This is a genomic window from Alteromonas sp. 38, assembly GCF_902506055.1.
In the GTDB taxonomy this organism is placed as follows: Bacteria; Pseudomonadota; Gammaproteobacteria; order Enterobacterales; family Alteromonadaceae; genus Alteromonas; species Alteromonas lipotrueae.
Genome location: NZ_LR733300.1, coordinates 4028874 through 4051840, shown reverse-complemented (window position 1 = coordinate 4051840; position 22967 = coordinate 4028874). Strand labels below are relative to the sequence as shown.

16 protein-coding genes are annotated in these 22967 nt (G+C 44.5%); 8 read left to right on the top strand and 8 right to left on the bottom strand.

What is annotated here, in order from left to right; all coding sequences use genetic code 11:
* The first annotated feature begins 28 nt into the window (after positions 1 to 28).
* Complete coding sequence (locus FLAVO9R_RS17445; RefSeq protein WP_159533404.1) at positions 29 to 592, top strand: ankyrin repeat domain-containing protein; 564 nt, start codon at positions 29 to 31, stop codon at positions 590 to 592.
* Positions 593 to 692: 100 nt separating this feature from the next.
* Here FLAVO9R_RS17445 and FLAVO9R_RS17440 read toward each other — a convergent pair whose 3' ends face one another.
* Positions 693 to 2330: an alkaline phosphatase D family protein gene (locus tag FLAVO9R_RS17440; protein WP_159533402.1), complete on the bottom strand. Its 1638-nt coding sequence runs from the start codon at positions 2328 to 2330 to the stop codon at positions 693 to 695.
* A gap of 79 nt (positions 2331 to 2409) precedes the next feature.
* Complete coding sequence (locus tag FLAVO9R_RS17435; protein ID WP_201299281.1) at positions 2410 to 4665, bottom strand: metallophosphoesterase; 2256 nt, start codon at positions 4663 to 4665, stop codon at positions 2410 to 2412.
* Between the two features lie 157 nt (positions 4666 to 4822).
* Here FLAVO9R_RS17435 and FLAVO9R_RS17430 point away from each other — a divergent pair, with 157 nt between their 5' ends.
* From FLAVO9R_RS17430 to FLAVO9R_RS17415, 4 genes are all read left to right on the top strand, one after another.
* On the top strand, positions 4823 to 6331 hold the full coding sequence (locus FLAVO9R_RS17430) for an ethylbenzene dehydrogenase-related protein (RefSeq protein WP_159533400.1): 1509 nt from the start codon (positions 4823 to 4825) through the stop codon (positions 6329 to 6331).
* Between the two features lie 37 nt (positions 6332 to 6368).
* Entirely contained in the window at positions 6369 to 7004 is a 636-nt protein-coding gene (locus tag FLAVO9R_RS17425; RefSeq protein ID WP_159533398.1) for an Lcl C-terminal domain-containing protein, read from the top strand.
* Positions 7005 to 7169: 165 nt separating this feature from the next.
* Complete coding sequence (locus FLAVO9R_RS17420) at positions 7170 to 7691, top strand: hypothetical protein (protein ID WP_159533396.1); 522 nt, start codon at positions 7170 to 7172, stop codon at positions 7689 to 7691.
* Positions 7692 to 7929: 238 nt separating this feature from the next.
* Positions 7930 to 10383: a S8 family serine peptidase gene (locus FLAVO9R_RS17415; RefSeq protein ID WP_159533394.1), complete on the top strand. Its 2454-nt coding sequence runs from the start codon at positions 7930 to 7932 to the stop codon at positions 10381 to 10383.
* A 9-nt stretch (positions 10384 to 10392) separates the two neighbouring features.
* On the opposite strand, the gene FLAVO9R_RS17410 is transcribed toward FLAVO9R_RS17415, so the two are convergent.
* The 6 genes from FLAVO9R_RS17410 to FLAVO9R_RS17385 all read right to left on the bottom strand — a co-directional run bounded on the left by FLAVO9R_RS17410 (position 10393) and on the right by FLAVO9R_RS17385 (position 19181).
* Positions 10393 to 11022, bottom strand: coding sequence for a response regulator (locus FLAVO9R_RS17410; RefSeq protein ID WP_159533392.1), 630 nt, complete (start codon positions 11020 to 11022; stop codon positions 10393 to 10395).
* Entirely contained in the window at positions 11019 to 11708 is a 690-nt protein-coding gene (locus tag FLAVO9R_RS17405; RefSeq protein WP_159533390.1) for a sensor histidine kinase, read from the bottom strand. Before FLAVO9R_RS17405 ends, FLAVO9R_RS17410 begins: the two co-directional genes overlap by 4 nt.
* Positions 11701 to 14829, bottom strand: coding sequence for a protein kinase domain-containing protein (locus tag FLAVO9R_RS17400; protein WP_159533388.1), 3129 nt, complete (start codon positions 14827 to 14829; stop codon positions 11701 to 11703). Before FLAVO9R_RS17400 ends, FLAVO9R_RS17405 begins: the two co-directional genes overlap by 8 nt.
* Before the next feature lie 82 nt (positions 14830 to 14911).
* Entirely contained in the window at positions 14912 to 15739 is an 828-nt protein-coding gene (locus FLAVO9R_RS17395) for a GAF domain-containing protein (RefSeq protein ID WP_159533386.1), read from the bottom strand.
* A gap of 25 nt (positions 15740 to 15764) precedes the next feature.
* On the bottom strand, positions 15765 to 16592 hold the full coding sequence (locus tag FLAVO9R_RS17390; protein WP_232370694.1) for a DUF6689 family protein: 828 nt from the start codon (positions 16590 to 16592) through the stop codon (positions 15765 to 15767).
* 108 nt (positions 16593 to 16700) lie between these two features.
* A complete protein-coding gene (locus tag FLAVO9R_RS17385; RefSeq protein ID WP_159533382.1) occupies positions 16701 to 19181 on the bottom strand; it encodes a S8 family peptidase in 2481 nt (826 codons plus the stop codon).
* Positions 19182 to 19562: 381 nt separating this feature from the next.
* Here FLAVO9R_RS17385 and FLAVO9R_RS17380 point away from each other — a divergent pair, with 381 nt between their 5' ends.
* From FLAVO9R_RS17380 to FLAVO9R_RS17370, 3 genes are all read left to right on the top strand, one after another.
* Entirely contained in the window at positions 19563 to 20606 is a 1044-nt protein-coding gene (locus FLAVO9R_RS17380) for a chemotaxis protein (protein ID WP_232370693.1), read from the top strand.
* Between the two features lie 18 nt (positions 20607 to 20624).
* Entirely contained in the window at positions 20625 to 21677 is a 1053-nt protein-coding gene (locus tag FLAVO9R_RS17375; RefSeq protein WP_159533378.1) for an aldo/keto reductase, read from the top strand.
* Between the two features lie 126 nt (positions 21678 to 21803).
* The gene (locus tag FLAVO9R_RS17370) at positions 21804 to 22955 is read left to right on the top strand and encodes a Na/Pi symporter (protein ID WP_159533376.1); all 1152 of its coding nucleotides are present in this window, start codon (positions 21804 to 21806) and stop codon (positions 22953 to 22955) included.
* The last annotated feature ends 12 nt before the right edge of the window (positions 22956 to 22967 follow it).

The following is a 22967-nucleotide window of genomic DNA, read 5'->3' as shown; positions in this document are numbered from 1 at the left end:
TTGCCAACGACGACACAGGAGACCCACAATGCACATCGTTAAACGCACACTATTGTGTTTTACTTTAATGCTTAGCGTGAGCCTATGTCATGCGCAATCCAGTATTGATGACCTGAAAGCGCACTATTTTGATGCCGCGCGTGAGGGCAATGTTGAGTTGCTTCAAGCCTTTTATCAGGCAGGTCTTGATGGAAACGTAGCTGACGATAAAGGTTATACCGCACTTATTCTAGCCGCTTACCATGGCCACAACGATGCGGTTACTTATTTACTTGGCAAGGAAAATATCAATGCCTGCCAGGAAGATAACAAAGGTAACACCGCACTAATGGGGGCTATTTTCAAAGGGCATTTGAGTGTGGCTAGAAAACTGATGTTTGCACAATGCAATATCGATGAAACTAACTCTCAAGGTCAAACGGCACTCATGTTCGCTAGTTTGTTCGATAGGCAGTCTTTAGTGAATGAGCTAATTGAGCAAGGCGCTAACCCCCAGCACAAAGACTTGGCAGGTAACTCAGTGGCCGATATTGCGTTATCGCAAGGCAATTATAATTTGGCTAAGTCGTTAAATGAATCAAATACTAATTAACGACAATTAATTACGAATCAATTCAAATGGGGCATACGCCCCATTTTTGTTTTTTGAGCTTTATAACCTAAAAACACAATCTTGGCGGCAAGCTACCTTTTTACTTAAACGGATTGTGTGTGTAATCGAAAGATACTCCAAGCGATGGCTGTTCCGATAGACGTTGGCTACCGCTAACTGTATACATGCTTTTAGCTAATCGTGCCGTATAACGAGGATCTTCAATCGTATCAACGTACCACCAATCGCAAACTACCTTGTGGCGGGTAACATCCACTACCATAAAACCATGGGTTTTAAGTTCGACGTATTTCATGTGGGGGTTCATAGTAGGAATAAGCAAGGCGAGTGGGTCTGCAATTTCATCAGGAAACCCAGGTGATGTTACTGATGGAGTCACAAACTCTACCGCTAAAGGCGATTCTCCTAAGCGAATTCTATCGTTATAGGTATACCCGTTAGTACTGTCTTCGAATACTTCCATTCCCCAAGAGGTATGAATATCGCCAGTAAGCACTACCGTATTTTTTATTTTATAGGCTTTAATTACATCCAAAATGCGCTGCCGAGATTCTGGGTATCCATCCCATTGATCCATATTCAGCGCAACAAGATCTTGCGTAAGTGGAATACCCGCTGCAGATAGGTTTGGAGCATTGATGCCTTTTAACTGGCCAAACATAACCTGTTGCCCTAGAAAGCGCCAATGTGCATTAGAAGCTGCAAGATTATCGAGTAACCAGCGTTCTTGTTCGTCACCCAGTAGTGTGCGGTTACTGTCACTACGCTCTGGCGCAACAGATGAATCTACTTGCGCATCTCTTCCTTCAATGCGTGTGTCTAACATAAAAAGGTCGAGTAACCCTCCCCATTCAAACTGGCGATAAATACTTCCTTCTCGTATTGGCATCCATTCATAGTAGGCTTTAATTGCAAAATGCTTACGCTGCTGATAATCCCCTTCGCCTTCATTGTGATTTTCAGCCCCATCTTTATAGGCGTCGTTAGTAATTTCATGATCATCCCATACGGTAATAAAGGGATGCAAAGCATGAAGTTTGGCTAAGTCGGGGTCGGTCTTATACTGTGCGTGGCGAGTGCGGTAATCGCTTAGTGTAGTTATTTCTTTATCAGGAAGTGGGGCGCGGCCAAGTCTCGAACCATCACCATATTCATCTTCTGCATACTCATATAAGTAATCGCCCAAGTGTAAAATGGCATCAAGATTATCAATATTGGTTAGCGCATGGTACACATTGAAATAGCCTTCAGGGTAGTTTGAGCAAGATACAACCGCAAAGCGCGCATGTGTCGCCTCAAGTGGTACTGTCTTGGTTTTACCAATACGGCTTCTATAACCTGATACTTCGAACTGGTAGTAATAGCTAGTGTTGGGAGTTAATTTTTCCACGTCAACTTTAACCGTAAAGTCGCGCTCGCTAGAGGCTTGTACCACACCTGTTGCAACCAAGTTAGTCATGCCCTCGTCAGTAGCAACGTAGAAATTAACCGGTACGGTGTCTGTGCAAGAACTTACTCTCGTCCAGATTATGACGGCGTTAGGTAACGGGTCGCCACTGGCTACGCCGTGTTTAAAATAGTGCTGATTATCAGTTTTGTAATTAGCCAGCAAACTAGAATGTAGTGGCGTGGATAGGGCATTAACTGAAAGTAGCGTAGCAGAAGCGCCCATGTAGCGTGCAGAATGTCGAAAGAAATTACGTCTTGAAATATTCATTGTTTTTGTCCAAAGCGATGAAGGTGAGTGCTGTCGCTTTTATCACCCTCATAGCAATAAAATGTTAATTAAGTAGGGCTTATTTTTCAGTAATGGTAAGTGATGCGCCGCTGTATAGGCTATGAGCGTGAATGCCTATTGAAACAGGTGTACCCTCTGGTACTTCGAGTAAACACACTTCACTTTCGTGTTTTAGATAAGGGCGGCATTCATAGTGATTAAGACTGACTATACCGTTTTTCAGTACATATAAATCGGGGTCGCCATACCCTGAACGTAAAACAAATTCGAGTGAACGCGCTCGCGAAACTTCAGGAATATGGTAAGTAAGGAAATCACCCTTATTCGCGTTGAGTTCGGTAATTTGGGATGGCACGGCTAGAGAATTACTAGGCTGTTCGAAGCACGCCGCAGTGGCACTAAAGCGAGTGCGCAGTGTAGCAGCATTATGATTTTCGCTATCACTAACAAAGCGGTTCACTATTGGATGGGTTGCACTAATGCCAAACCCGAAAGCGTGGTATTGCTGAAATTGTGCGTTTAGTTTTGCGAGCGTCACTTCATTGAATGTGAAGGTGATAGTATTTCCTGCCGCAATGGTTTCAAAGCTGTCGAACTCCCCACTTGATGCACTTGAGAATAGGATGTTGCCTGTAGTCCAGTTCACTGCGCTTTCACTGAATTGAGGCTCAATCAATGCTAGGTTCAACATGACACCAAGTTCAGCGAAAGTGGCACCGGTCTCAGTTAAGGCTGAAATATTAGATTCGATCGTTGCATCGGTAGGTTGTACCGACAGAGTCAGATTCGCTTCAGTTAACGTTGCACAGGTACCCACTACATCAGGAGTGAATTTGAGTAGCGCTTTTGTTTCACCATAGGTGACATCGGTATTTCCCACTCGCATGCCTGTAGGGTAGGCATTGTAGTTTTTGGTAGGCTGTTCGCTTGCAATGAAACTATCATCGGAGACACTTAGTACAAACTCTCTTTCATTATCGGCGAGTTGTTTTGCATGTTGGGTTAACCCAGTGGTAGTTTTAATTAGCGGGAATACATCGCCAATCCCGTTGGCCGACCACCATGCTACCTTTTCTGGTAGCGCTAGCGGGTCTTGCTCGCGATCATCAGCAGAGAGCGCACGGGCGTTATCATCAAATTGAGCTGTGCGTATCAATATAGACTCTTGGGTAACGCTCAATACTTTAAACTGCTGAATACTGGCAAGATCAATTGTCCAAGGAAAAGCCTGATTGGCTGAACGAGCAGGTGCCCCCCAGCTTCCTTCTCCAACAAATACCGTGCCGCCGTTGTTAGCTTGAAGATATTCAATGCCGGTTTCTGCTGGTTTTAGCGGGTGTGTAAGTTTATTGATGTGAGTGTCCGATTCTACCACTAGGTTCATGTTGTGTTTGTAGAACAAGGACGCCCACCAGTTAAATAGACCTTCGTTGCTAGGTTTACCGTCATAATGAGGAAAAATAGGTTTGTGGTATTGGGCTACGCGCCAAAGCGGAGCATTGGCATATGTACTTAAATCATCAGCCAGCCAATCGTTCATTTGTGTCGCTAGAACTGACCATCCACTTTCTTGAAATTGACTGTTCAGGGTATACACACGGATTAAATCGTTGATGGTCATTGCACCATAGGCGTCCTGTTCGTTGCATTCGCCATCTTGAAAGTAGTCAACGCCAAACACCTCGCATAATGTTGCGTAGTTGGTGTCTTCATGATTTCCGTGGGTAGGAACAATGGGGTAGATACGCTTGTAGCCGATGTTATCAATGGTGTCATCAGAGAAAGTGAGTTGCCAATCCGCTAGGAAGCCAGCCATTTCAAAAGGAGTGTTTCCATTCGTGAAGTCACCGCCGTGCATAATAAATAGTGGGCGTATTTTGGCTACAAGACGGTTTCCATCCTGACGTGTAGTCCAGCCTGTTCGGGTATCACCTCCTGCAATAGCAACGAATGGCTTTGGATAATCGGCAGCGGTTTTGAACCACATTCGTTGGCCGCACCCGTCTTGATCACAAACATGAAAGTAAATATTACTATCTGCGGGCAGGTTTTCCAGCCTGACAAAGTGTGACTCAAGCGTAAAGAAGGTGGCATTTAGCGATACATCAGCTTTTTGCCAAGAGACTTGGTTAGGAGTCGATCCATACATGACATAAGGAGCAATACTCAACCCCTTCGGGCTAAAGCCAATAACGGCTTCGTGTTGCGGGTTTTTATCCCAACTCAATCGGTAGAGGTGGGTGGCAGCTTGTACTGAATTCATCGTTAAAAAAAGCAATACGAGTATAAGAATACTAGCAAGTAACATTTTCATTTGAGTGCCTAAAGCAGCTATAAATTGATGCCGCGTATTGAATGAAATTTAAAGAGGAGGAGAAATGGGGGGATCACCCTATTGTGGGGTGAGTCATAAAAAATTAATAATTCTGTAGCATTTTAACTCATTCACTTTTCTGCTTAACAGGCCTTGTATGAAGTCACGTTCTTTGTTTCTGGTAAGCCATTTCGTTGTATTGATTTGCGTGGTTATTTTGCTTTTATCAGGGCTTCGGATCGCGACTTTACAGCATAGTTTTTGGCTGCATGTAAGCTGGCTTCTTCCTCAGGGGTTAGTGCATCTTTGGCATATTTTGGCAGCATCATTCCTGTTGCTCGCGTTACCTATTATGTTGTGGTGTCTATACAACAAGCGCCAAGAAAATGGGGCTTTTAAAGCATGGAACAAGCTAGGGTCATATCTGTTAGTTGTATCTTGCACTACTGGTTTACTACAGGTGTTTTCTGAAGCGGCGCAGGCTCAAGTTAAGTGGGTACATTATTATGCCGCACTAGGGCTGCTTCTCTTTTTTCTATTACACCCTATTCGTTACTATTTAACTAAGCCTTTACGGGTTTTATCGACTTACTTGCTCTCGCCATTTTTCAATAAACAAAATGTCGGGTTGCTGCTAATTACCATTGTTATCGGTGCGGCAATAAGTGCGTACATACTATCTAAACCGGATAAGTTAGTTGTGTACCAGATTGAGAATGATAGCTTTATTCGAATAGATGGAAAGGATGACGAGCTTGATTGGCAAAGCGCTAATGAAGTATCAATAGGGACGTTTGGTGGCGCTAACTTTAATAATGGCGCATCGAAGGTTAGCGTTAAAGCATTACACAATGAATCTGAAATATATTTCTTTATTCGATGGCAAGACCCATCGGAAAGTTTACTTCACCTGCCTTTAATCAAAACGAACAAGGGGTGGAAGGTGAAAGAAAATGGATTTGCGCACAATAATGAACTGAGCTTTTATGAAGATAAATTTGCCATGTTACTCTCGAAAAGTTGCTTTATTGCCGCAGCAGGCACTGCACACCTAGGGGCTAATCCTTTAAAAGGGAAGCCTGCTAATACACACAAGAAAGGTTATCACTACAGCCACTCTCGCACCGCAGATCTCTGGCACTGGAAAGCAGTGCGAACCAATAATATGTTTATCATGGACGATAATTTTATTGGTAAACCTACAGCACCTATAGCAGGCATGTCTCGCTATACTGCGGGTTATCGTCAGGATAGTTCATTAGGAGGAAGTTACATCATGAATTGGAAATGGTACTCCCCTAAAGGTATTGAGCCTAAGCGCCTGCCTCGTTTCACTGAAACTTCAGCTGAGGGAGAACGGACTTGGTTTAGTTACAAAGCGTATTCGCCGACGGACGATGATTATTCAGTGGGTAGTACATTACCCTCAGTATTGTATCGTTCAAATCAATTAGAGGGAGGGCGAGCACATGTCAGAGCGCGAGGGCTTTACGACTCTGGTTATTGGCACCTTGAGGTGGTAAGAAAAAAGCAAACCCAAGATGATTTAGATATCGCCGTCGAGGATGGAGTATGCATGTGGTTAAGCGCCTTCGATCATGCACAAATGGCCCATACACGCCACGTAAGACCTCTCCAATTACGCTACCAAACGCAATCTAAGTAATGCTTATTTTAAAACCAACTGTATGGGAGTTGCTATTGTGAAAAAGCGTATTGTGCTGCGCGCTGGGCTGTTAATCACCATGCTGGTTATTTTAAGGTTATTGAGCATACCTGCGCTGCCAGAACCACCCCTTGAAACAAGCCGGTTCGTAAAAGTAGACCCTAAAGGCACAGAGATAGAAGAAAATGATGGCCCTTGGCATTGTATTAAAGACAATGAACAACGTCTGTACTGGATGGTGGGGCGAGATGATGAATCGCCTTTTGATAGTTATTGGACATACAGTTGGTATTCATCTTCATTGCATATTGGTGAGCCTCATAAAGGTAGTTGTTTTTATAAAACGCCAGGGTGCAATGTGAGCGATATAGTTGCACAAGCAAATTTGCAAAAAGTGTGCGGGCTCAGCACGTGGCGATTGCCGACATCTCAAGAACTGCTGTCACTAGTTCAACCCCCGACAAAGCCCGAGGGACCGTATATTCAAAGCGGATTTTTCCCCCATGCCCATAAGGGCGACTATTGGTCTGGTGATGCTGCAGAAGCGTTAATCATCAATGCCTTCACCCACCTAAACCAAGGTGCTGTTGCTGTAAGTTTTAAAGATGGCACTAAAAGAGTTCTCCCTTATAGAAACGCTGCCTTCGTTCGGCTAGTGGCCAGCGGACAATGACAGGCTAAAAAGTAGGGGGAACTCCCTATGGCTGGTTTACAACGAAGACTAGATACTAGATACCAAGTAATAAGCTTAATAGCCGCTTATACATTGAAGCTAAAAGTTAAATAAAGAATTAAAAACAACGCATTAAGCCTTAATATTTTATAAGTTGGAAACCTTATGAGAACATTATTTACGTTAATTTTGCTTACCATTGCCTCACCTACATGGGGCGCGTTAATTACCTTCGACTTTGATGAATTAACGTTAACCAACGGTTCGTCACAAGCGTTTGTTTCTGGATCTATCTCTTTTGATGACTCGGTCTCTGACTTTAGTGCCTATACATGGGAAAGTTTTGGTTTTAATTTTGAATATGATGGAGATACCTTCCTACTTGATGAAGATCATTTAAGCGATATTGAAATAATTGATCTAGACGACCTTATTTTCGGTGACGATGATCCAGAAGGCTTTGTCTTCACATTTTTTAACGGAGATTATGTGCTAGCTACTGGACGGGGCGGTATGGGGGGAGATGAAACCTGTTTTTATACTACTACCGATAGCTTATGTGCTAACGGGTTATTTAGTTTAACTAAAACGCCGTCACAAGATGGCTCTGTATCAGTAAGCGAGCCTCCGATACACATGTTTGTTCCATTGTTGTTGATGGTTCTTTTTTTTAAAACAAGAAAATAGTAAAACGCGAATGGTGTTGATAATACCGTTGTAGCGCATCAATACGTTCCCGCCAACCTACAAGTTTCTCGTAAGTTGGTGCCTCCACGGCCCCCACACTATTGTGGGGGCTTTTTTTATGCTCAACACAGTGTTTGGCTAGCTCGTTTTATTAGACTTATGGTTATAGGGGGAACCCCCCATAGTGTGTTCGCCTCGCTTACGAAATACTCAAAGGGTAAAAACAACGAGGTGTACAATGAAAATTTTAAACAAGAAAAATGCAATAGCAGTTGCGGTAGCATGCGCTTTACCAGCAAGCATGGTTAACGCAAAAACTTTCGATACTACGCTTGCAGATAAATTGCTAGCGGCACCAACAGAGCTACAGCAAGTGATTGTAACGTTTGAAGGAAATGGACCCCTTTCATTTGACCAATTAACCGCACTCGACGCGCTAGGTATCACATCGGGTGTTAGCCTTCAGAATTTGCCTATTGTTGGCATTATGGCCACCAAAGCACAGGTTGAAGCCCTTTATAGCCGCGACGATGTCGTGTCTGTGTGGAATAATGATCCACTGGTACTAGAAAATCATGAATCTACCCAGATTACTGGCGTGCAAGCATTACGAGCAGACCGAGATTTGCGTAATAACGGCGTACCATATTCTGGCAACGGCATTGGCGTAGTCGTTAATGATTCAGGCGTAGATGGAACACATTCCGACATTGCTTATCCTGATCACGTGGTACAAAACGTACTAGCACAAGTAAACTTAAATAGTTTTAGCGATATTTTACCCATAACTTATCAAGAAAATGTGCCTAACACCGATATCGGCGGTGGGCATGGTACTCACGTTGCTGGCACCGTTGGTGGTAATGGTGCAAAAAGTAGCGGCCTGCATGCTGGTGTGGCTCCAGGTGCTGATATCATCGGTTACGGTTCGGGTGCCGCACTATTCATATTAGACACCCTTGGTGGTTTCGATTATGCCCTTACTCACCAGTACGACTACAACATTCGTGTTATTTCTAACTCATTTGGTAATACAGGTGATGTAGGTACTGACTTTAATCCAGATGATCCAACAAATGTCGCGACGAAAGCATTGGCAGATAATGGCATTATTACGGTGTTCTCAGCAGGAAACTCAGGCTCTGGTGAGTCGACAATTACAGGTAACTTTAAAAAGGCGCCTTGGGTTATCACAGTTGCGGCTGGCGATAAGGAAGGCAATTTGGCCGACTTTAGCTCTCGTGGCGTAGATGGTAAAGGCGGCCAAGTGGTTGTCGATGGTGAAGTATTTACTTGGGAAGATCGCCCTACTATTACAGCACCTGGCGTAGACGTTATTTCTGCAAGAGCATCTACATCTAGTTTAGGTGCACTTAGCGCTTCCGATGACGCTGCGATGATAGAGCCTGCCCATTTACCTTTCTATACCGTATCAAGTGGTACTTCAATGGCGGCGCCGCATGTTTCAGGCATAGTGGCATTAATGCTAGAAGCTGACCCTAGTTTGCAGTGGGAAGATGTGAAATCAATTATTCAACAAACCGCTACACCAATGGTGGGCTTGGCTGAATGGGAAGTAGGTGCGGGTTACGCGAATGCCTATGCCGCAGTGAATGCGATTGTTAACGGCGTAGAAGTATATGGTGATACGTTAAAGCTAGACCGAAAATTTAACGGCTTTGCCAATGTATCGGAAGGCGAAAGCTTTACTCTGCCAACCACTTACCTTCCTGTTGGTGAGCCTCCGGTAGAAACCTTCGATGTTGGGCCAGACGTGTCTATGGTATTGGCAAGTGCCACGATTGAGACGGCAACGGCCTTCGTACTGGAAGATCCCGCGGGCAATCGTTACGGGTCAGGTATCGGTTTGCCGCTTCTGGGCTCTTCAGTAGGTACTGCAGCACCCGGCATGGCAGGTGAGTGGAAACTATATAGCAGCGGTATTGGAAGCGTCAGTGGTGTATCTGTTGACCCGTTGGGCGTAACGAATGGCGTGGGTATTCCCTCTACAACAGACGTGAATATTCGATTACTTGAAACTTCTGGGTATGTGGGCATTGACGATGTCGCTGGTCACCCGTCGCAGCCATACGTTGAATATGTTGTAGCCAACGAATTAATGGATGCCGCGACTGATGGCTTTAAGCCGGACGATGCACTTACACGTGTTGAATTTGCGGATGTACTTACCCTTAGCAATAGCGTACGCCAGTCTCTTGTAGGTAACACTGCGATGTTTTTTGACGTGGATTCAGCGTTTTCTGGAGCGGTTAACGCCGTAACGTCAGAAGGCGGCGTGTTGCGTGATCTTACCTTCAGTGATAGCCCTCTCATGCTTACCGGAGGTAGTGAGCATTTTGGCGCTGCCGATACTGTGACTAAAGAAACGATGGCCTATTCTTTAATACAGGCACTAGGGCTGGAAGCATCTGCACAATCTTTCGACACGGCTGAAACGCTGGTAGCCATTGTATTTGACCAAGCAGTGCCTGTTGCAGATAGTGAACTTATTGCGCCTGAAATGCGCGGCTATGTTCAGCAAGCGTTAGCCATGGGGTTAATGCAAGTGCAAGTGGAAGTAGAGCAGGGGCCATTTGATTTAGAGCCTACGCTGGTGGCTTACTTCAACCCTACTGATGAAGTGACACGCGGAGAAACAGCCTTCGTCGTGTCTCAGGCTCATCAGTTATAAAAGCAATCGCTATTCAAGAAGGCCGGCTTTGCCGGCCATTCTTATTAGCTCGGCTGAACTGCTCAAGTTGAGCTTTTTGTATATATTACTTCGGTGATTTTCAGCAGTTTTTAGGCTCATATTCAATAACTCACCTATTTTTTTGCTTGTATTACCGGCGGCAACCAAAAAGAAAACTTCGCGCTCTCGGCGCGTTAGTACGCTTAATGGACTAACGTGTTTTTGAAACTGTTCATCCTGGCTATCACTCACCCTGTCGGGGAAGAACGTTTGTCCTGCCGCCACTTTTTTTATTGCTTCAACAAGTACATCACCAGATGATTCTTTTAGCACATACCCTCTAGCCCCTGCATCACGCATGGCTTCTACATACTCAACTTCGTTATGCATCGACAACACAAGTACTTTGGCATCGCATCGCTGGGAAAGTATTTTATCAATGGCCACAAGGCCACTCATCCGAGGCATGGAAATATCCATGAGAATGACATCGGGTGAGAGTTTAACCACCGTCGATACAAGCTCGACGCCGTCATCACATTCACCAATAACACTGATGTTATCAGTGGCATTTAACATTTGTGATACGCCTTGGCGCATTAATACATGGTCGTCTGCGAGCACTACACGAATTGTCATACGGGTACCGTTACTGTTGTTCTTGTGCCTTGACCTATAGCCGACGTTAACACTAATTGTGCGTTGAACGCCTTAGCTCGATCTCGAATGCTCGATAAGCCCACACCAGGCTCTACGGTTGTTTTATCAAATCCGTCACCATTGTCCACAATATCTAAGCGAATAACATTATTATGAAAGGCAAGACTTAACGTTACTTTGCTCGCGTGGCTATGTTTTATGGTATTAACCAAGGTTTCTTGTGCAATGCGAAAGAGTAAAATACTCACATCTTTAGCAATATCTGCTGGAATATCAATGGTGCATTCATACTCGATATCTTCAGAGCTGAGCAAGTTACGGCAAAGCCAGCTTAATGCAGGTTTTAACCCCAAATCATCTAAAATGGTAGGGCTCATCAACCTCGATAATTGGCGCACATCATTTAACGCCATTTCTGCCAAACCATGCAAATTTTCAAGCTCAGGCGAATCTGCTGACAAGGCCTGCAAGCGTCGAGTTAGCCCTGTTAAAAGCTGACCAATACCATCGTGTAATTCACGGGATAACTTTGCTTTTTCAGATTCTTGTTGCGCCCATAAACGTTTAGCGAGCTTTTGAAGTGTAGCTTGTTCGTCATCAAGTCTGTTTTTTAAAGAATCTTGAAGGGCTCGAATTGAGGCCAGTTGCTGCTCAATATCACTCAAGGTAGGCCTGCCTATATTCTAATGCTTGCGTTTCAGAAAGCTGCTCTAGCCACTGTGTACGTAATGGCTGTAGTTTGGCTTCGTACTTTGGAAAAACTGAATAGTAAACGTGATTGCGCCAGTAATTGGGATGCACTGCTAATTGTTGCGCTAGGGTTTTGGCTAGCTCAGTTTTGCCGGCCCTTACCTCAAGATATAGCCAATGTAGATAAGGCTGATAATAAGTTGGCTTAATAAGCGTATTAATCGTCTGCATCACTTCACTGTCAGGCTCAAGATTAAATCGGTGTTGAATATCCAATAAAATTTTAAGTTCTGTGACTACGGGAATATGAGATGTGTCGAAAGACGGGCTAAAGCCGGTTGTATTTATTGGTTGTTGTTGATGTTGTGATGCTAACAGTAGCCACTGCATGACAGCATGCTGATCGCGCCTTTCTTTAACAACTTCGCTGTCGATACTCGAAAGCACCTCTGTTACGCATTGCCAATCTGCTGTGCGAAGACAGACTTCGCCATGCCATAAACTTACCTCAATCAGTGCTCGAGTGTCTGATGCACGCTCAGCTAATTGCTTCGCTTGCTCTATTTGGGTAAGGGCTTCAATTAACTTCCCATTAGTAAAATGGAAGTAACTTAACAGCAGGTGGTTTACCATTTTTTCTTGGTCGTTTTGCTGGTTCAACTTACCCTCAACTTCAGAAAGATAGCGGGTGGCGGCATTATTGTCGCCCTTTACTAAACTTAACTGTGCAAGGTTTTGATACGTACGAAGCAGATGAGACTGATCGTTGTTCCTCTCAAATAACGTTTTCGCCTGTTGCCAATAAATATCAGCAAGGGACAGATCGCCAATCAAAAAGTGCATATAAGCTACGTTACTCATGCTTTCTGGTTTTAGCACTTTGTCATCGATTTGTACCCGAATATCTAAACCACGTTTATAGTGCAAAAGCGCTTTTTCGAACTCACCTTGCTCTTCATAGAGAAACCCTAACGTGTCATTGATGTGAGCTTCTTGTTCCAGATCACCAATATCCATTATGAGTGACAAAGCCTCTTTTAACGAAGATTCGGCTAGTTCGATTTTGCGAGTAAGTGATGCTGCGATAGCTAAGTTGGCAAGTGTTTTGGCTCGTTCAGAAGGTTGGGATGTAGCATCCCTAAGTGATAGTGCATCTTGAAAATACGATGCTGCGGTAGCGTGCTCTGCAATACGCAAGTGAGCGATACCAAAAGCATTAAGTACTAAGCTTTCACCTACCTTGTTTTTAACTTTTCTAAAGGCAATTAGCGCTTGAGTAAGGGTTTCACTAATGGCAGTGTCAATGTTGCCATCCATTATTTGCAAACGCGCAAGTTCAAACCAAAGTTGGCCATCATTGGGACGTAATTGCAACGCGGCTTGGTAATCGTCCATGGCCAATAGTGGCTCGTTAGCCCACTGATGGATATCAGCTCGCATGGCAAGTAAGTCGGCACGATTAGGGTAATGGCTAATTAACGCATCAATGGATTGTTGGGCCAACGAAAGATTATCATCTATTTGCGCCCGAAGTAGCTCTCCCTGCAAACGCCAATACTCGCCGATGTCGGGCATTGCCATTAAGGTATCTAGAGACTCTCTGGCGACCAAAATATCGTTATTATTTAACGCTAGTTCAGCATTAGCTACCCACCCCCCAGGGTAATCTGGTGTACTGGTTATCATCGCCTCAATAGCATCTTCACGAGCAAGGGCCGGCCCGGCCTCCCAGGCATCATGTAACGCATTTAAGTAACGTAAGTCTGGGGTGTCTACCTCGGTTTTTAAATGAGAAAACAATGCTTCAACGAGCTTGTCGGCAAAGGCATCTAAATCGTTAGCCAAGCTGCTGGTCGTAATAGAATGACTTACCGTAAATATCTGCGTATTGGCCGGCATACTAAGTACGCTGGCGTGAAGTAAGTAAGACTGACTGCTAGTGGGAGTTGCATCAAGTAACAACAGACTATCGGTACCAAGGATTGCACTGAAATCCACTCTATCATTGTCATTATCCATAGGGGACAGTGCTAAATTTCCAATTATCGTAGTGCTTTCGTTTTCGCTGACCAAAGCAACATCAGGGTGGGTTGAAAGAGGGTAGCGAAGTAAGTCACTAATGGTGCCTAATAGTGGATAGTTGTTATCGTGAATTATAGCGAGTTGTAAGGTTTTACTGCCGAACCCATCCTGATTAGATTTTGTTTTATTCACCATAAAGGTAATTGCAATCGTTGCTAACACAAGTATAAAAATGATGAACACGGCTACGAATTTTGACGATGAAGCGGGCGTGTTAGCGTGGTTCAGCGCTTGTGTTAGGGTGGGGCGTTTTTCTGGAATTTGATGGGTAAGGTTACGAATAAACTGAGTTTGCTTTCTAAGCCACACAGTGTCAGATAACGAAAATGATGATAACGCCACACAACCGAGCATATCCTTAAGCACTTTACCGGCACTGTAGGTATCTGAAAATTCACCTGCCGTTCCCGAGTGAATCACTTCTGGAGCCGAGTACTGTAAATGGCCACTCGTTTGCTCACCATTTTGTTCCGATTGGCCTATGCCGAAATCAATGAGTAATAAGTTATCATTCGAATCAATAAGGATATTGTCGGGTTTTATATCACCGTGTTTAATATCTACGCTTTGACAGGTGGCAATAGCATCAAGTAATTGGTGCGACCATTTTTGATATGTGGTGCGAGAAATAGGGCGTTGAAGGCGCTCGAATAATGGCTCACCTTCTATGTACTCCATAGTGAAAAAGGCGTAATACTCGTCAGCAAATACATCGTGAACACGAATAATATTAGGGTGTTGAAGTTGTCGAGCAATAACAACTTCATTGCGAAGTACCTGCATACTGGCTGGATCAGTTGCGGCGCCAGGGATGAGTTTCAGTGCTACATCAACCGCAAGTAACTCGTCTTTGGCGGCATAAACACTGGCCTGAGTGCCTGCCCCTAACTGTTGAATAATACGAAACCTATCAGAAAGTATGGTTCCGGAGGCAAGTCTAGGCCCTGATGACAAAGCCTCAGTTTGAAAATGTTCTGGCGTTGAAGGTATATTCCCCGGCCCAGTCAAACGCATCTCCACACTACAATTACTACAGCATAGGCTTCATCTCGCGCGCTTTGCTGGGCATATCGCAACGAGTGAAACCAATATTATTCTAATTAATTAGATAAAGTTTATGCTCTATGGCGTGGAATAACAAACGAAGAGACAATAAATTAGCGAGAGACCTGGCAAACTCGATGTCAGTTTCGGTGAAATAGCGTCTCCCCACAAGGGAATCGGCGTATAAAACCCCTACTGGTTTACCGTCTATGCAAACGGGAACACTGATAGCGGCCTGAATGCCATTGCGAATAATACTTTGTTGAGCGTTAAGAGAGTTGTCGGCAACAATATTGCCTACCGCCAGCACCGCGTTTGTTTCCATCGTACGTCGAATAATAGTGCGGCTACCGGTGAAGTTCTCCGAATTCATCCATGGCTCGTGACCCAAACCAAACAATGCTTTATTTTCCTCATCAAATAAGATGAGTGAGGCGCGCTCGCAAGCTAACGACTGAATTAAACATTCTCGAGCTAAATGAATTAGTGCGCTACTGTCATTACAGTTTTGAAGTTGGTTTTGATAACGCTTTAGTTGTCGCTCTCGCCATACGCGTTGACTATCTAACTGAATAACTTTGCTATGCTCAACCGGTGTAAGTTTGCATGATATTGGGCCGAAAAATAAATGCTGAGGTTTATTAATCGCAATATTTTTAACGGGCACACCGCCACTGAAGCAACCTGTTGAACTGGTATCATTTAATTGCCATAAACTGTCGTTAGTGGCCTGTAATTCGGCATGCAAGCGAGAGATTTGAGGATGCGCAATAATAATGTCAGCATTTTGCGCCCGACCTATTCGATACTGTCTACCCTCAAAAAGTACGTGCTCTGCTACGCTGCCATTAGGCTGAGATACTGCAATTTGCAATGGCATAACAAGGCTCCGTATAACTCGCGATTTACAGTGTACGTAAACTGAAACGAAGGGTTTGCATTTGTGTAAGCAATATCCCTTTTGCGTTTACCACACTACCGTTGGCAAGCCATACATCAGGAATCTCACTACCAGAGGCATTATCAACAACCGAAATTAGGCTGTCCACTGCAGTTAATGCAGCGGCATCATCATTTATTGCTAATGCATTTTGAATGTCGTTAATTCCGCTATCTAGTGCTCCTTGAAGTACCAAAGAGATATCGCTTCTATTGTTATTGACGGTTTGGCTGATATTACTGACTTTATCGCTAATGACTGCACTTGGCGCGCGCGTATCAAGCAGAATAATGAAGTCAGAGAATTGGCCCGTGCTGCCTCTTGCGCGAAGGCTACCGGAAGATGTCAGTGTGGTGATATCTTCAAAAGTGCCATCTGCGTGAGAGGTAAAGAGCCGAAATGGAGTGGTAGGGACGTAATGAAGCGCTTTGGTATAAAGCTCTACCATGGCAACGCCTTCAAAACCAAAACCCGAATTTGCTTTTGGTGATATTGATACCAATACCGGAAAGCCCGATGTCGCGCTAGTTAATAATGATGGTAGGCGGTCGGTAATTAATAAGTCACTAGGGTCGAGAAGCTCGGCCGTAATGTCAAAGTTACTAGCATGAAGGCCAATACTATTTTCAAACTCGATGGTAAGGTCTACTTCAATCGCTGTAGTTAGTGATAATTTTGCTTGAATGCGGTTGTTATCGACTGTAAGTAAATTGGGTAGAACGACTTGAGCTTGGGCGGCAGAAAACATCATTACCGCAAGGGTAGCAACGCTGATTAAGAGCTTAAACTTCATTTGAGATATCTTCATAATACCAATCTCTATTAAACCTTGTTCAAAAAGTAACCCGAATTGGAGCCGTTATCAACTACTATAACGGCTCCGTTTCTCATTTAGCTGTTATCACTCATAATATTGGGTAAACAATCTTGATGAAAGTACAGCGTAGTGCGCCCGCGTTACAGTCGTCTCAGGGTCAAAACTTGCTGTCAGCGTTGGGGTAACACTAAAAGGGGCCTGTTCAGTACCAAAAGAGACATTAATTAGCGACATCGTGATAGCCAATTGGACGTAGCCTTTTAACTCCGCTGGAATTTGGTCTTGATCGGCGAGAACGATTTGTTCACCGCTGTAATCGACAATAATGTCGGCATCAGGGTCGAAACTGGTGGCAACCGACTCTAATCCTAGCATTTGCACCATAGCATAAGCCGTATCTAACTTACTCATTACCCCAAACGGGTTGGCGCTGCCGTCTTCGCTATAAAGTACGGGTGATTGGTTGCGTAAGTTATCTTTTAATGCGCCGCCACTCACCATAACCGACTCAACAAATGCTTTATCAAAACCTGGAACGGCACCAATGTTAGGGACGTCTTCGTTTAATAGGTCACGGTATTGTCTTACTGCGCCGCCCATTACAGCATAGCGGGCAAAATCTTTGCGTTTTAAGCCCGCATTTGGATAAAAGCCTCGGTTGTTAAGGGCATCCATTAAGCGCTCACTAATCGCAAATTCAATCGCGTTTTGTTGTGCATGGCCTTCAATATCATCAATCCCTTCATAACCACCGCTTTCTTCGAACGAAACAGTCACATCAAACGTTTCAGGAACGCCTGGGCCATTGGTGATACCTAGAGGGTCCGCTTGAACACCTGAAAGAGATGTTAAACCGTAGACATAGATTCCCCAGGTGCCCGGCATTGCTGGAGCTGAAACACGCATTGTAGTGCTCAATACTGGTGTGGTTAAGTTTCCAAAGTACTCGGTACCATCGGGCGCGACTAATACCAGTTTAGTTAAATTGGCGAGGGTGCTTGCCGAGGCCTTAACGAGCACTTCGCTTTCGCCTACCTCAAAGGTCTTTACTTCAGGCTCTCCCACTGGTGCGTAGAACAAGTCGAACACTTCTGTACGCTCACTGGTTGATACCAATGCGTTGGCCTTGAAGGTTTTCGACGGCAAGTTGTTTACAGTTATGCTGTGAGACATATCATAGTCGAGTGCAGCAGCTACTGCAGAGCGAGCATTAACGTAGCCCGCTCCTACCTCCCAACGCTCGTAACCTGGCATATTGGTAGCTGTTTCTTGCAAAATTTGTTTGATTGAGGTGTTATCTAAAGATGGGTTTGCTTCTAGCAAGAGTGCAATGATGCCTGACACGTGAGGGGTTGCCATCGAAGTGCCTGAAATCATGGTATAGAACGGCAGATTCTGTGCTTCAATGGCATCAATATCTGCTTCGCCACCATTCGCCGCTAAATTCGTTGTTGCTCGGGTAGAAACAATATCTACACCTGGGGCGACGACGGAAACTTCGTTGTTATAAGTCCACTCGGTGCCATCAGGCATAGTGAAATCACCAGACTCACTGTTTAATCCCCGTGAAGAAAAGTCTGCCAAGCCGCCAAATTTGTCACCTGCACCTACCGATATGCCCCATGGAATTTGCGCATAGGGATTATGTGAATCTTCACCTGGACCATCGTTACCAGCAGCAAAAACGCTTATCATACCTAGCTTGTGAGCCTTGTAAGTAGCTAAAGACACTGGCCCTAATGGCTCGTACTTACCGCTTGAGCCCCAAGAGTTACTAATGACTTTGATTGGGTTGTTGTAGCTGTAAACATTACTAATGGCGAAGTCGAAACCGCCAATGGTATCTAGTAAAAGAACAGCCCCACCGGAACCATACCCAATTAAATCAGCGTCAGGCGCGGCGCCTATATATTTGCCATCGGACATGTTGCCGCTACCCGCAATAGTACCTGCCACATGCGTTCCGTGACCTGAGTTAAGGTCGGTATTTACTTGGCCTTTCAAGGTGAAGCCATCAGTCACACCGGTAATGCCAATTGCAGAAGCATGGGTAAGGGCTTGTACATTTTCTACTACGGTATCACCGAAAAAGTGATCTTGGTGAGAGGCATCAATACCCGAGTCTATCACCATTACGGTAGAGCCTTTACCAGTAAATTCCATACCGTTGCGCTGAATAAATCCATCGCTCTGAAGTTCTGCAACACCCGTAATTTCACGAGCATCTGCGTTATATAACTTCATTTTACGGTTCGCAAATACAGAGCGAACGCCGTCAATTTTTACAATGGCATCTATCTGTGCCTTCGTGGCGATAACACCAACGATTGGCAATGATTTGAATTGAACCCCCTCTGAAATGCCGAGATTTAAGAGTTGTTGTAATTGAGATTCGGCTAGCGGGTCTAGCTGATCGTAAGTCACGACCGCCATAAGTGAGTCTGTTGCATCAAGAGTGGTGAGTGTTTCGGTAAGCTGAGCGCCAATGTAGGCATCAGCTAACGTGTGAGCCGCTGGGCTTGCGAGCATGGCCGCAGCTAAGGTAGATAGGGCAAACTTTTTCATTATTCTCTCCAAAATGAGACTGCATTTTTGTGTAGATAATCCCGTTTTAAGACTGTCATCTTCTTCAGGTATCCTTTGCAGCAAGGTACGCCCTTATAATGTCGGTTTGTTTTTTGTTCGAACATAGGGGTTTCACCCTATATGTCAGCGAGCATTGATATTGACTCCTGTTACTGCGTACTTGGAGAGTGCATATACGGGAGGAAGTACCAATAACAGTGCCGGTGTAGATGCGGGTATAGCGGTTGCTCTAAATGGCAGGTTTTAGGCTATCTTCAATACACGTGCTCGCTTTTGATACGCCCTGGCGTTAATAGACAACATTTTCTAGGAGACATACCAAGAATGAAGTTTGACTCTATAAAATCTAGGCTTGTTCTAATGACACTGATTTGTGTTGTTGGCATGGGCATGCTGGTGGTCAGTCAGCATTATTTTACGCAGAGGCTCATTGAATTAAATCAGCAGCGGGACTTATTGCTTCGTATGGGGCAAGATTTATTGCAGATGCGCCGGCATGAAAAAGACTTTCTGATGCGCCATCAGCAGGAGTACTTTCAGTTATTTATCGAGCGTTCTGAGAGTTTTAGCACTCGGCTTAACCAGCTTACGCCATTAATTAGCGATTATGATATGCCTACGTCGCAGTTAGGAAACTTAGCCGAGGGAGTACATGAATACCAACAACTTTTCCAACAAGTGGTTACGTTACAAACCGAAATAGGGCTGACACCAACATCTGGTTTGTTAGGGGAAATGATAGAGACTGAGGGCGCATTGCTCAGTCAGTCGTATTTCGACGTTGGATCTAATGCGCTCATTCAACTTGACAGCGCAAGGTTGGCCATTCGCGATTTTCGGTTAACCCGCAATAAGTATTACGCTACCCTTGCCGTTCAGAGTATAGAGCGGCTGGCGCAAGCGCGTAGTGCGGGCAAATCTGAACAGGTAAACGAATTACTTGGCTTATATAAAGAAGCAGTGGGGGCACTTGCTGTTGCCCATCAAACATTAGGTCTTACTCATAATGAAGGATTGGTGGGACGCTTTCGGCGACAAGCGCATAGTGTGGAACAACAGCTCACGTTAATCGACAAAGCTTTACAGCCTATTATTGAAAACCAAGAGCAAAAAGTAAAAATATACAGTATTAGTATTGCGGTGCTCACGTCAGTGCTTTTAATTTTAATCCTAGTGAAGAGCTTTGCCACATTTCACCGCGCTTTTTCTAATTTCGTTATGTTCTTTTATCGGTGTAAGCGCCAATATCAGCGAATGGATCCGAGGAAACTCGGTTTTGCTGAGTTCAAATCGTTGGCTGAGCTTGCCAATGAAATGGTAGAGTCTCGTCAAGCAATTGAAGAACGACTCGCTATTGTGGAAGCAGAACTAGCACAAAAGCAGAGAAAACCAGAGACAAGTTGAAGGTGGGTGAACGTAGATATGCAATTTAACAAATTAGGCGGTAGCGACTTATCGGTATCGGATATTTGCCTTGGCACCATGACATGGGGCATTCAAAATACGCAGCAAGACGCCGATGAGCAATTAGCAATAGCAGTTGATCATGGTGTGAACTTCATCGATACCGCCGAAATGTACCCTGTTCCGCCGAACGAGAAAACCTATGGTGATACCGAGCGAATATTGGGTCACTGGTTAGCAAGAAATCAATCAGCACGTGATTCCCTTGTTATCATGACAAAAGTGGCCGGTAGCGGCTTGAGTTATATAAGAGAAGGCGGGCCTATTACTGCCAGCGCGGTTGAAGCGGCACTGAATGATTCGTTAAGTCGTTTAAATACCGATTATGTTGATGTTTATCAATTACATTGGCCTAATCGCGTTACGCCACATTTTGGAAAGCATTGGCCTGATCGTGCTAACCCCACAAAAATAGATAAGCAGCAAGAAATTGAGGGTATGCGAGATATTTTAACCGGCATTAAACAAGCACTCGATGTTGGAAAGATTCGCCATTGGGGGCTATCTGATGATACGCCTTGGGGCATTCATACGTTTTTGACGCTATGCAAAGAAATGAATATTCCTTTTCCAGTTTCTATCCAAAACGAATTTAGTTTGCTGCATTTAAAAGATTGGCCTTATCTGATTGAAACCTGTGTACTTGAAAATATTGCCTATTTACCTTGGTCGCCACTCGCTACGGGTATGCTAAGTGGTAAGTACATGAATGGAGATAGACCCAAAGGTTCTAGATGGACACTGGTTCAGCGCCAAGGATTATTCAGAGATAAAGAGCCCGCCCGTGAAGCCACCGCTCGTTATGTTGAAATTGCCAAGCGAGCAAAGATTACTCCCTCGCAATTGGCTTTAGCATGGTGTAAACAAGTGCCAGGTGTTACTTCTACTATTATTGGCGCAACGACCTCCGAGCAATTAGCTGAAAACTTGTCTGCGTTTTCACTTAACCTTGATGAAAGCACATTGAAACAAGTCGGAGAGGTGGTACGCCGCTATCCTCTAGGTTTTTAAGCGGCCTAAAGATAGGATGCAGTAGGGCTATAAATTACGGTGAATTTTTCTGTTGAAGGTGGTCATTTATCTGTCACATCTTCGTCATAGTATAAATTCACTGTTATTTATAGACTGTTTTACTGTATGTCTCTATCAGATTCGCCTCTTGTTTGTGAAACCGAAACCCAGCATGGTAACTGGCGCCGTTGGCTACTGCTTCTCGCCCTCGTTTATTTAATGTTGTTAGCCGTTAGCATGATAGGCAGTGGCTTCAAATTGGCCGCAGGCGATCACGCTAAAACGCTGTTCACTTTTGCCAGTAACCCCATCATGGGGCTGATTATTGGCATGGTAGCCACCGCACTCATTCAATCGTCAAGTACGGTAACCTCTATTATTGTTGGTATGGTGGCAGGTGGATTACCTATCACCATTGCCGTGCCCATGATGATGGGAGCTAATATTGGCACCAGCATCACTAATACCCTCGTTAGCCTTGGGCATGTCGCCAGAAAGGATGAGTTTCAACGAGCATTTAACGCCGCAACTATTCACGATTTCTTCAATGTGATGTCGGTGATTATATTTTTACCTCTAGAAATGGCCTTTGGCATTTTAGAGCACTCCAGCGCCTTAGTAGTGTCTATGCTCAATACGGGTGGCACGATGGGCGTTGAAGGGTTTAATCCTATTAAAGCACTTACCCAGCCAGCTCTTAACGCGGTAACAGGCATGGTTAGCGGTTTGCCTTCGGTGTACCCCGGTATTGTTAAGATCATTCTCGGTATTGGGCTTATTGTTACCTCAATTACCTACATGGGGAAAATCATGAAATCCCTTATGGTGGGTAAAGCAAAAGACATTCTGCATAAAAGTATCGGTAAAGGGCCTATATCGGGTATTTCTTCTGGTGCGCTAATGACAGTGCTGGTGCAATCTTCTTCTACTACGACCTCGCTGGTTGTGCCTTTAGTGGGGAGCGGAATTCTAAAGGCAAAAGATATTTATCCCTTTACCCTTGGCGCTAATATTGGCACCTGTATTACCGCGTTAATTGCAGCGCTTGGTGTGGTGGGTGTGAATGCCGCGTTTGCATTACAAATTGCCCTTGTACATCTGTTATATAACGTTTTTAGCGTGGTGTTAATTTACGGTACGCCGATGTTGCGCAATATTCCGTTAGATTTGTCTTATAAACTGTCGGTCATTGTAGCCGAGAAGAAATTTTACGGTGTCGCGTATATTGGTGGACTGTTTTTCTGCATGCCGTTAGGTATCATTTTTATGTCGGTGTAGGCGTTTCCCAGC

Coding starts and splice junctions, on each gene's coding strand:
- FLAVO9R_RS17445 (WP_159533404.1), top strand. CDS start 29: ATGCACATCGTTAAACGCACACTATTGTGTTTTACTTTAATGCTTAGC.
- FLAVO9R_RS17440 (WP_159533402.1), bottom strand. CDS start 2,330: ATGAATATTTCAAGACGTAATTTCTTTCGACATTCTGCACGCTACATG.
- FLAVO9R_RS17435 (WP_201299281.1), bottom strand. CDS start 4,665: ATGAAAATGTTACTTGCTAGTATTCTTATACTCGTATTGCTTTTTTTA.
- FLAVO9R_RS17430 (WP_159533400.1), top strand. CDS start 4,823: ATGAAGTCACGTTCTTTGTTTCTGGTAAGCCATTTCGTTGTATTGATT.
- FLAVO9R_RS17420 (WP_159533396.1), top strand. CDS start 7,170: ATGAGAACATTATTTACGTTAATTTTGCTTACCATTGCCTCACCTACA.
- FLAVO9R_RS17415 (WP_159533394.1), top strand. CDS start 7,930: ATGAAAATTTTAAACAAGAAAAATGCAATAGCAGTTGCGGTAGCATGC.
- FLAVO9R_RS17410 (WP_159533392.1), bottom strand. CDS start 11,022: ATGACAATTCGTGTAGTGCTCGCAGACGACCATGTATTAATGCGCCAA.
- FLAVO9R_RS17400 (WP_159533388.1), bottom strand. CDS start 14,829: ATGCGTTTGACTGGGCCGGGGAATATACCTTCAACGCCAGAACATTTT.
- FLAVO9R_RS17395 (WP_159533386.1), bottom strand. CDS start 15,739: ATGCCATTGCAAATTGCAGTATCTCAGCCTAATGGCAGCGTAGCAGAG.
- FLAVO9R_RS17390 (WP_232370694.1), bottom strand. CDS start 16,592: ATGAAGTTTAAGCTCTTAATCAGCGTTGCTACCCTTGCGGTAATGATG.
- FLAVO9R_RS17385 (WP_159533382.1), bottom strand. CDS start 19,181: ATGAAAAAGTTTGCCCTATCTACCTTAGCTGCGGCCATGCTCGCAAGC.
- FLAVO9R_RS17380 (WP_232370693.1), top strand. CDS start 19,563: ATGACACTGATTTGTGTTGTTGGCATGGGCATGCTGGTGGTCAGTCAG.
- FLAVO9R_RS17375 (WP_159533378.1), top strand. CDS start 20,625: ATGCAATTTAACAAATTAGGCGGTAGCGACTTATCGGTATCGGATATT.
- FLAVO9R_RS17370 (WP_159533376.1), top strand. CDS start 21,804: ATGTCTCTATCAGATTCGCCTCTTGTTTGTGAAACCGAAACCCAGCAT.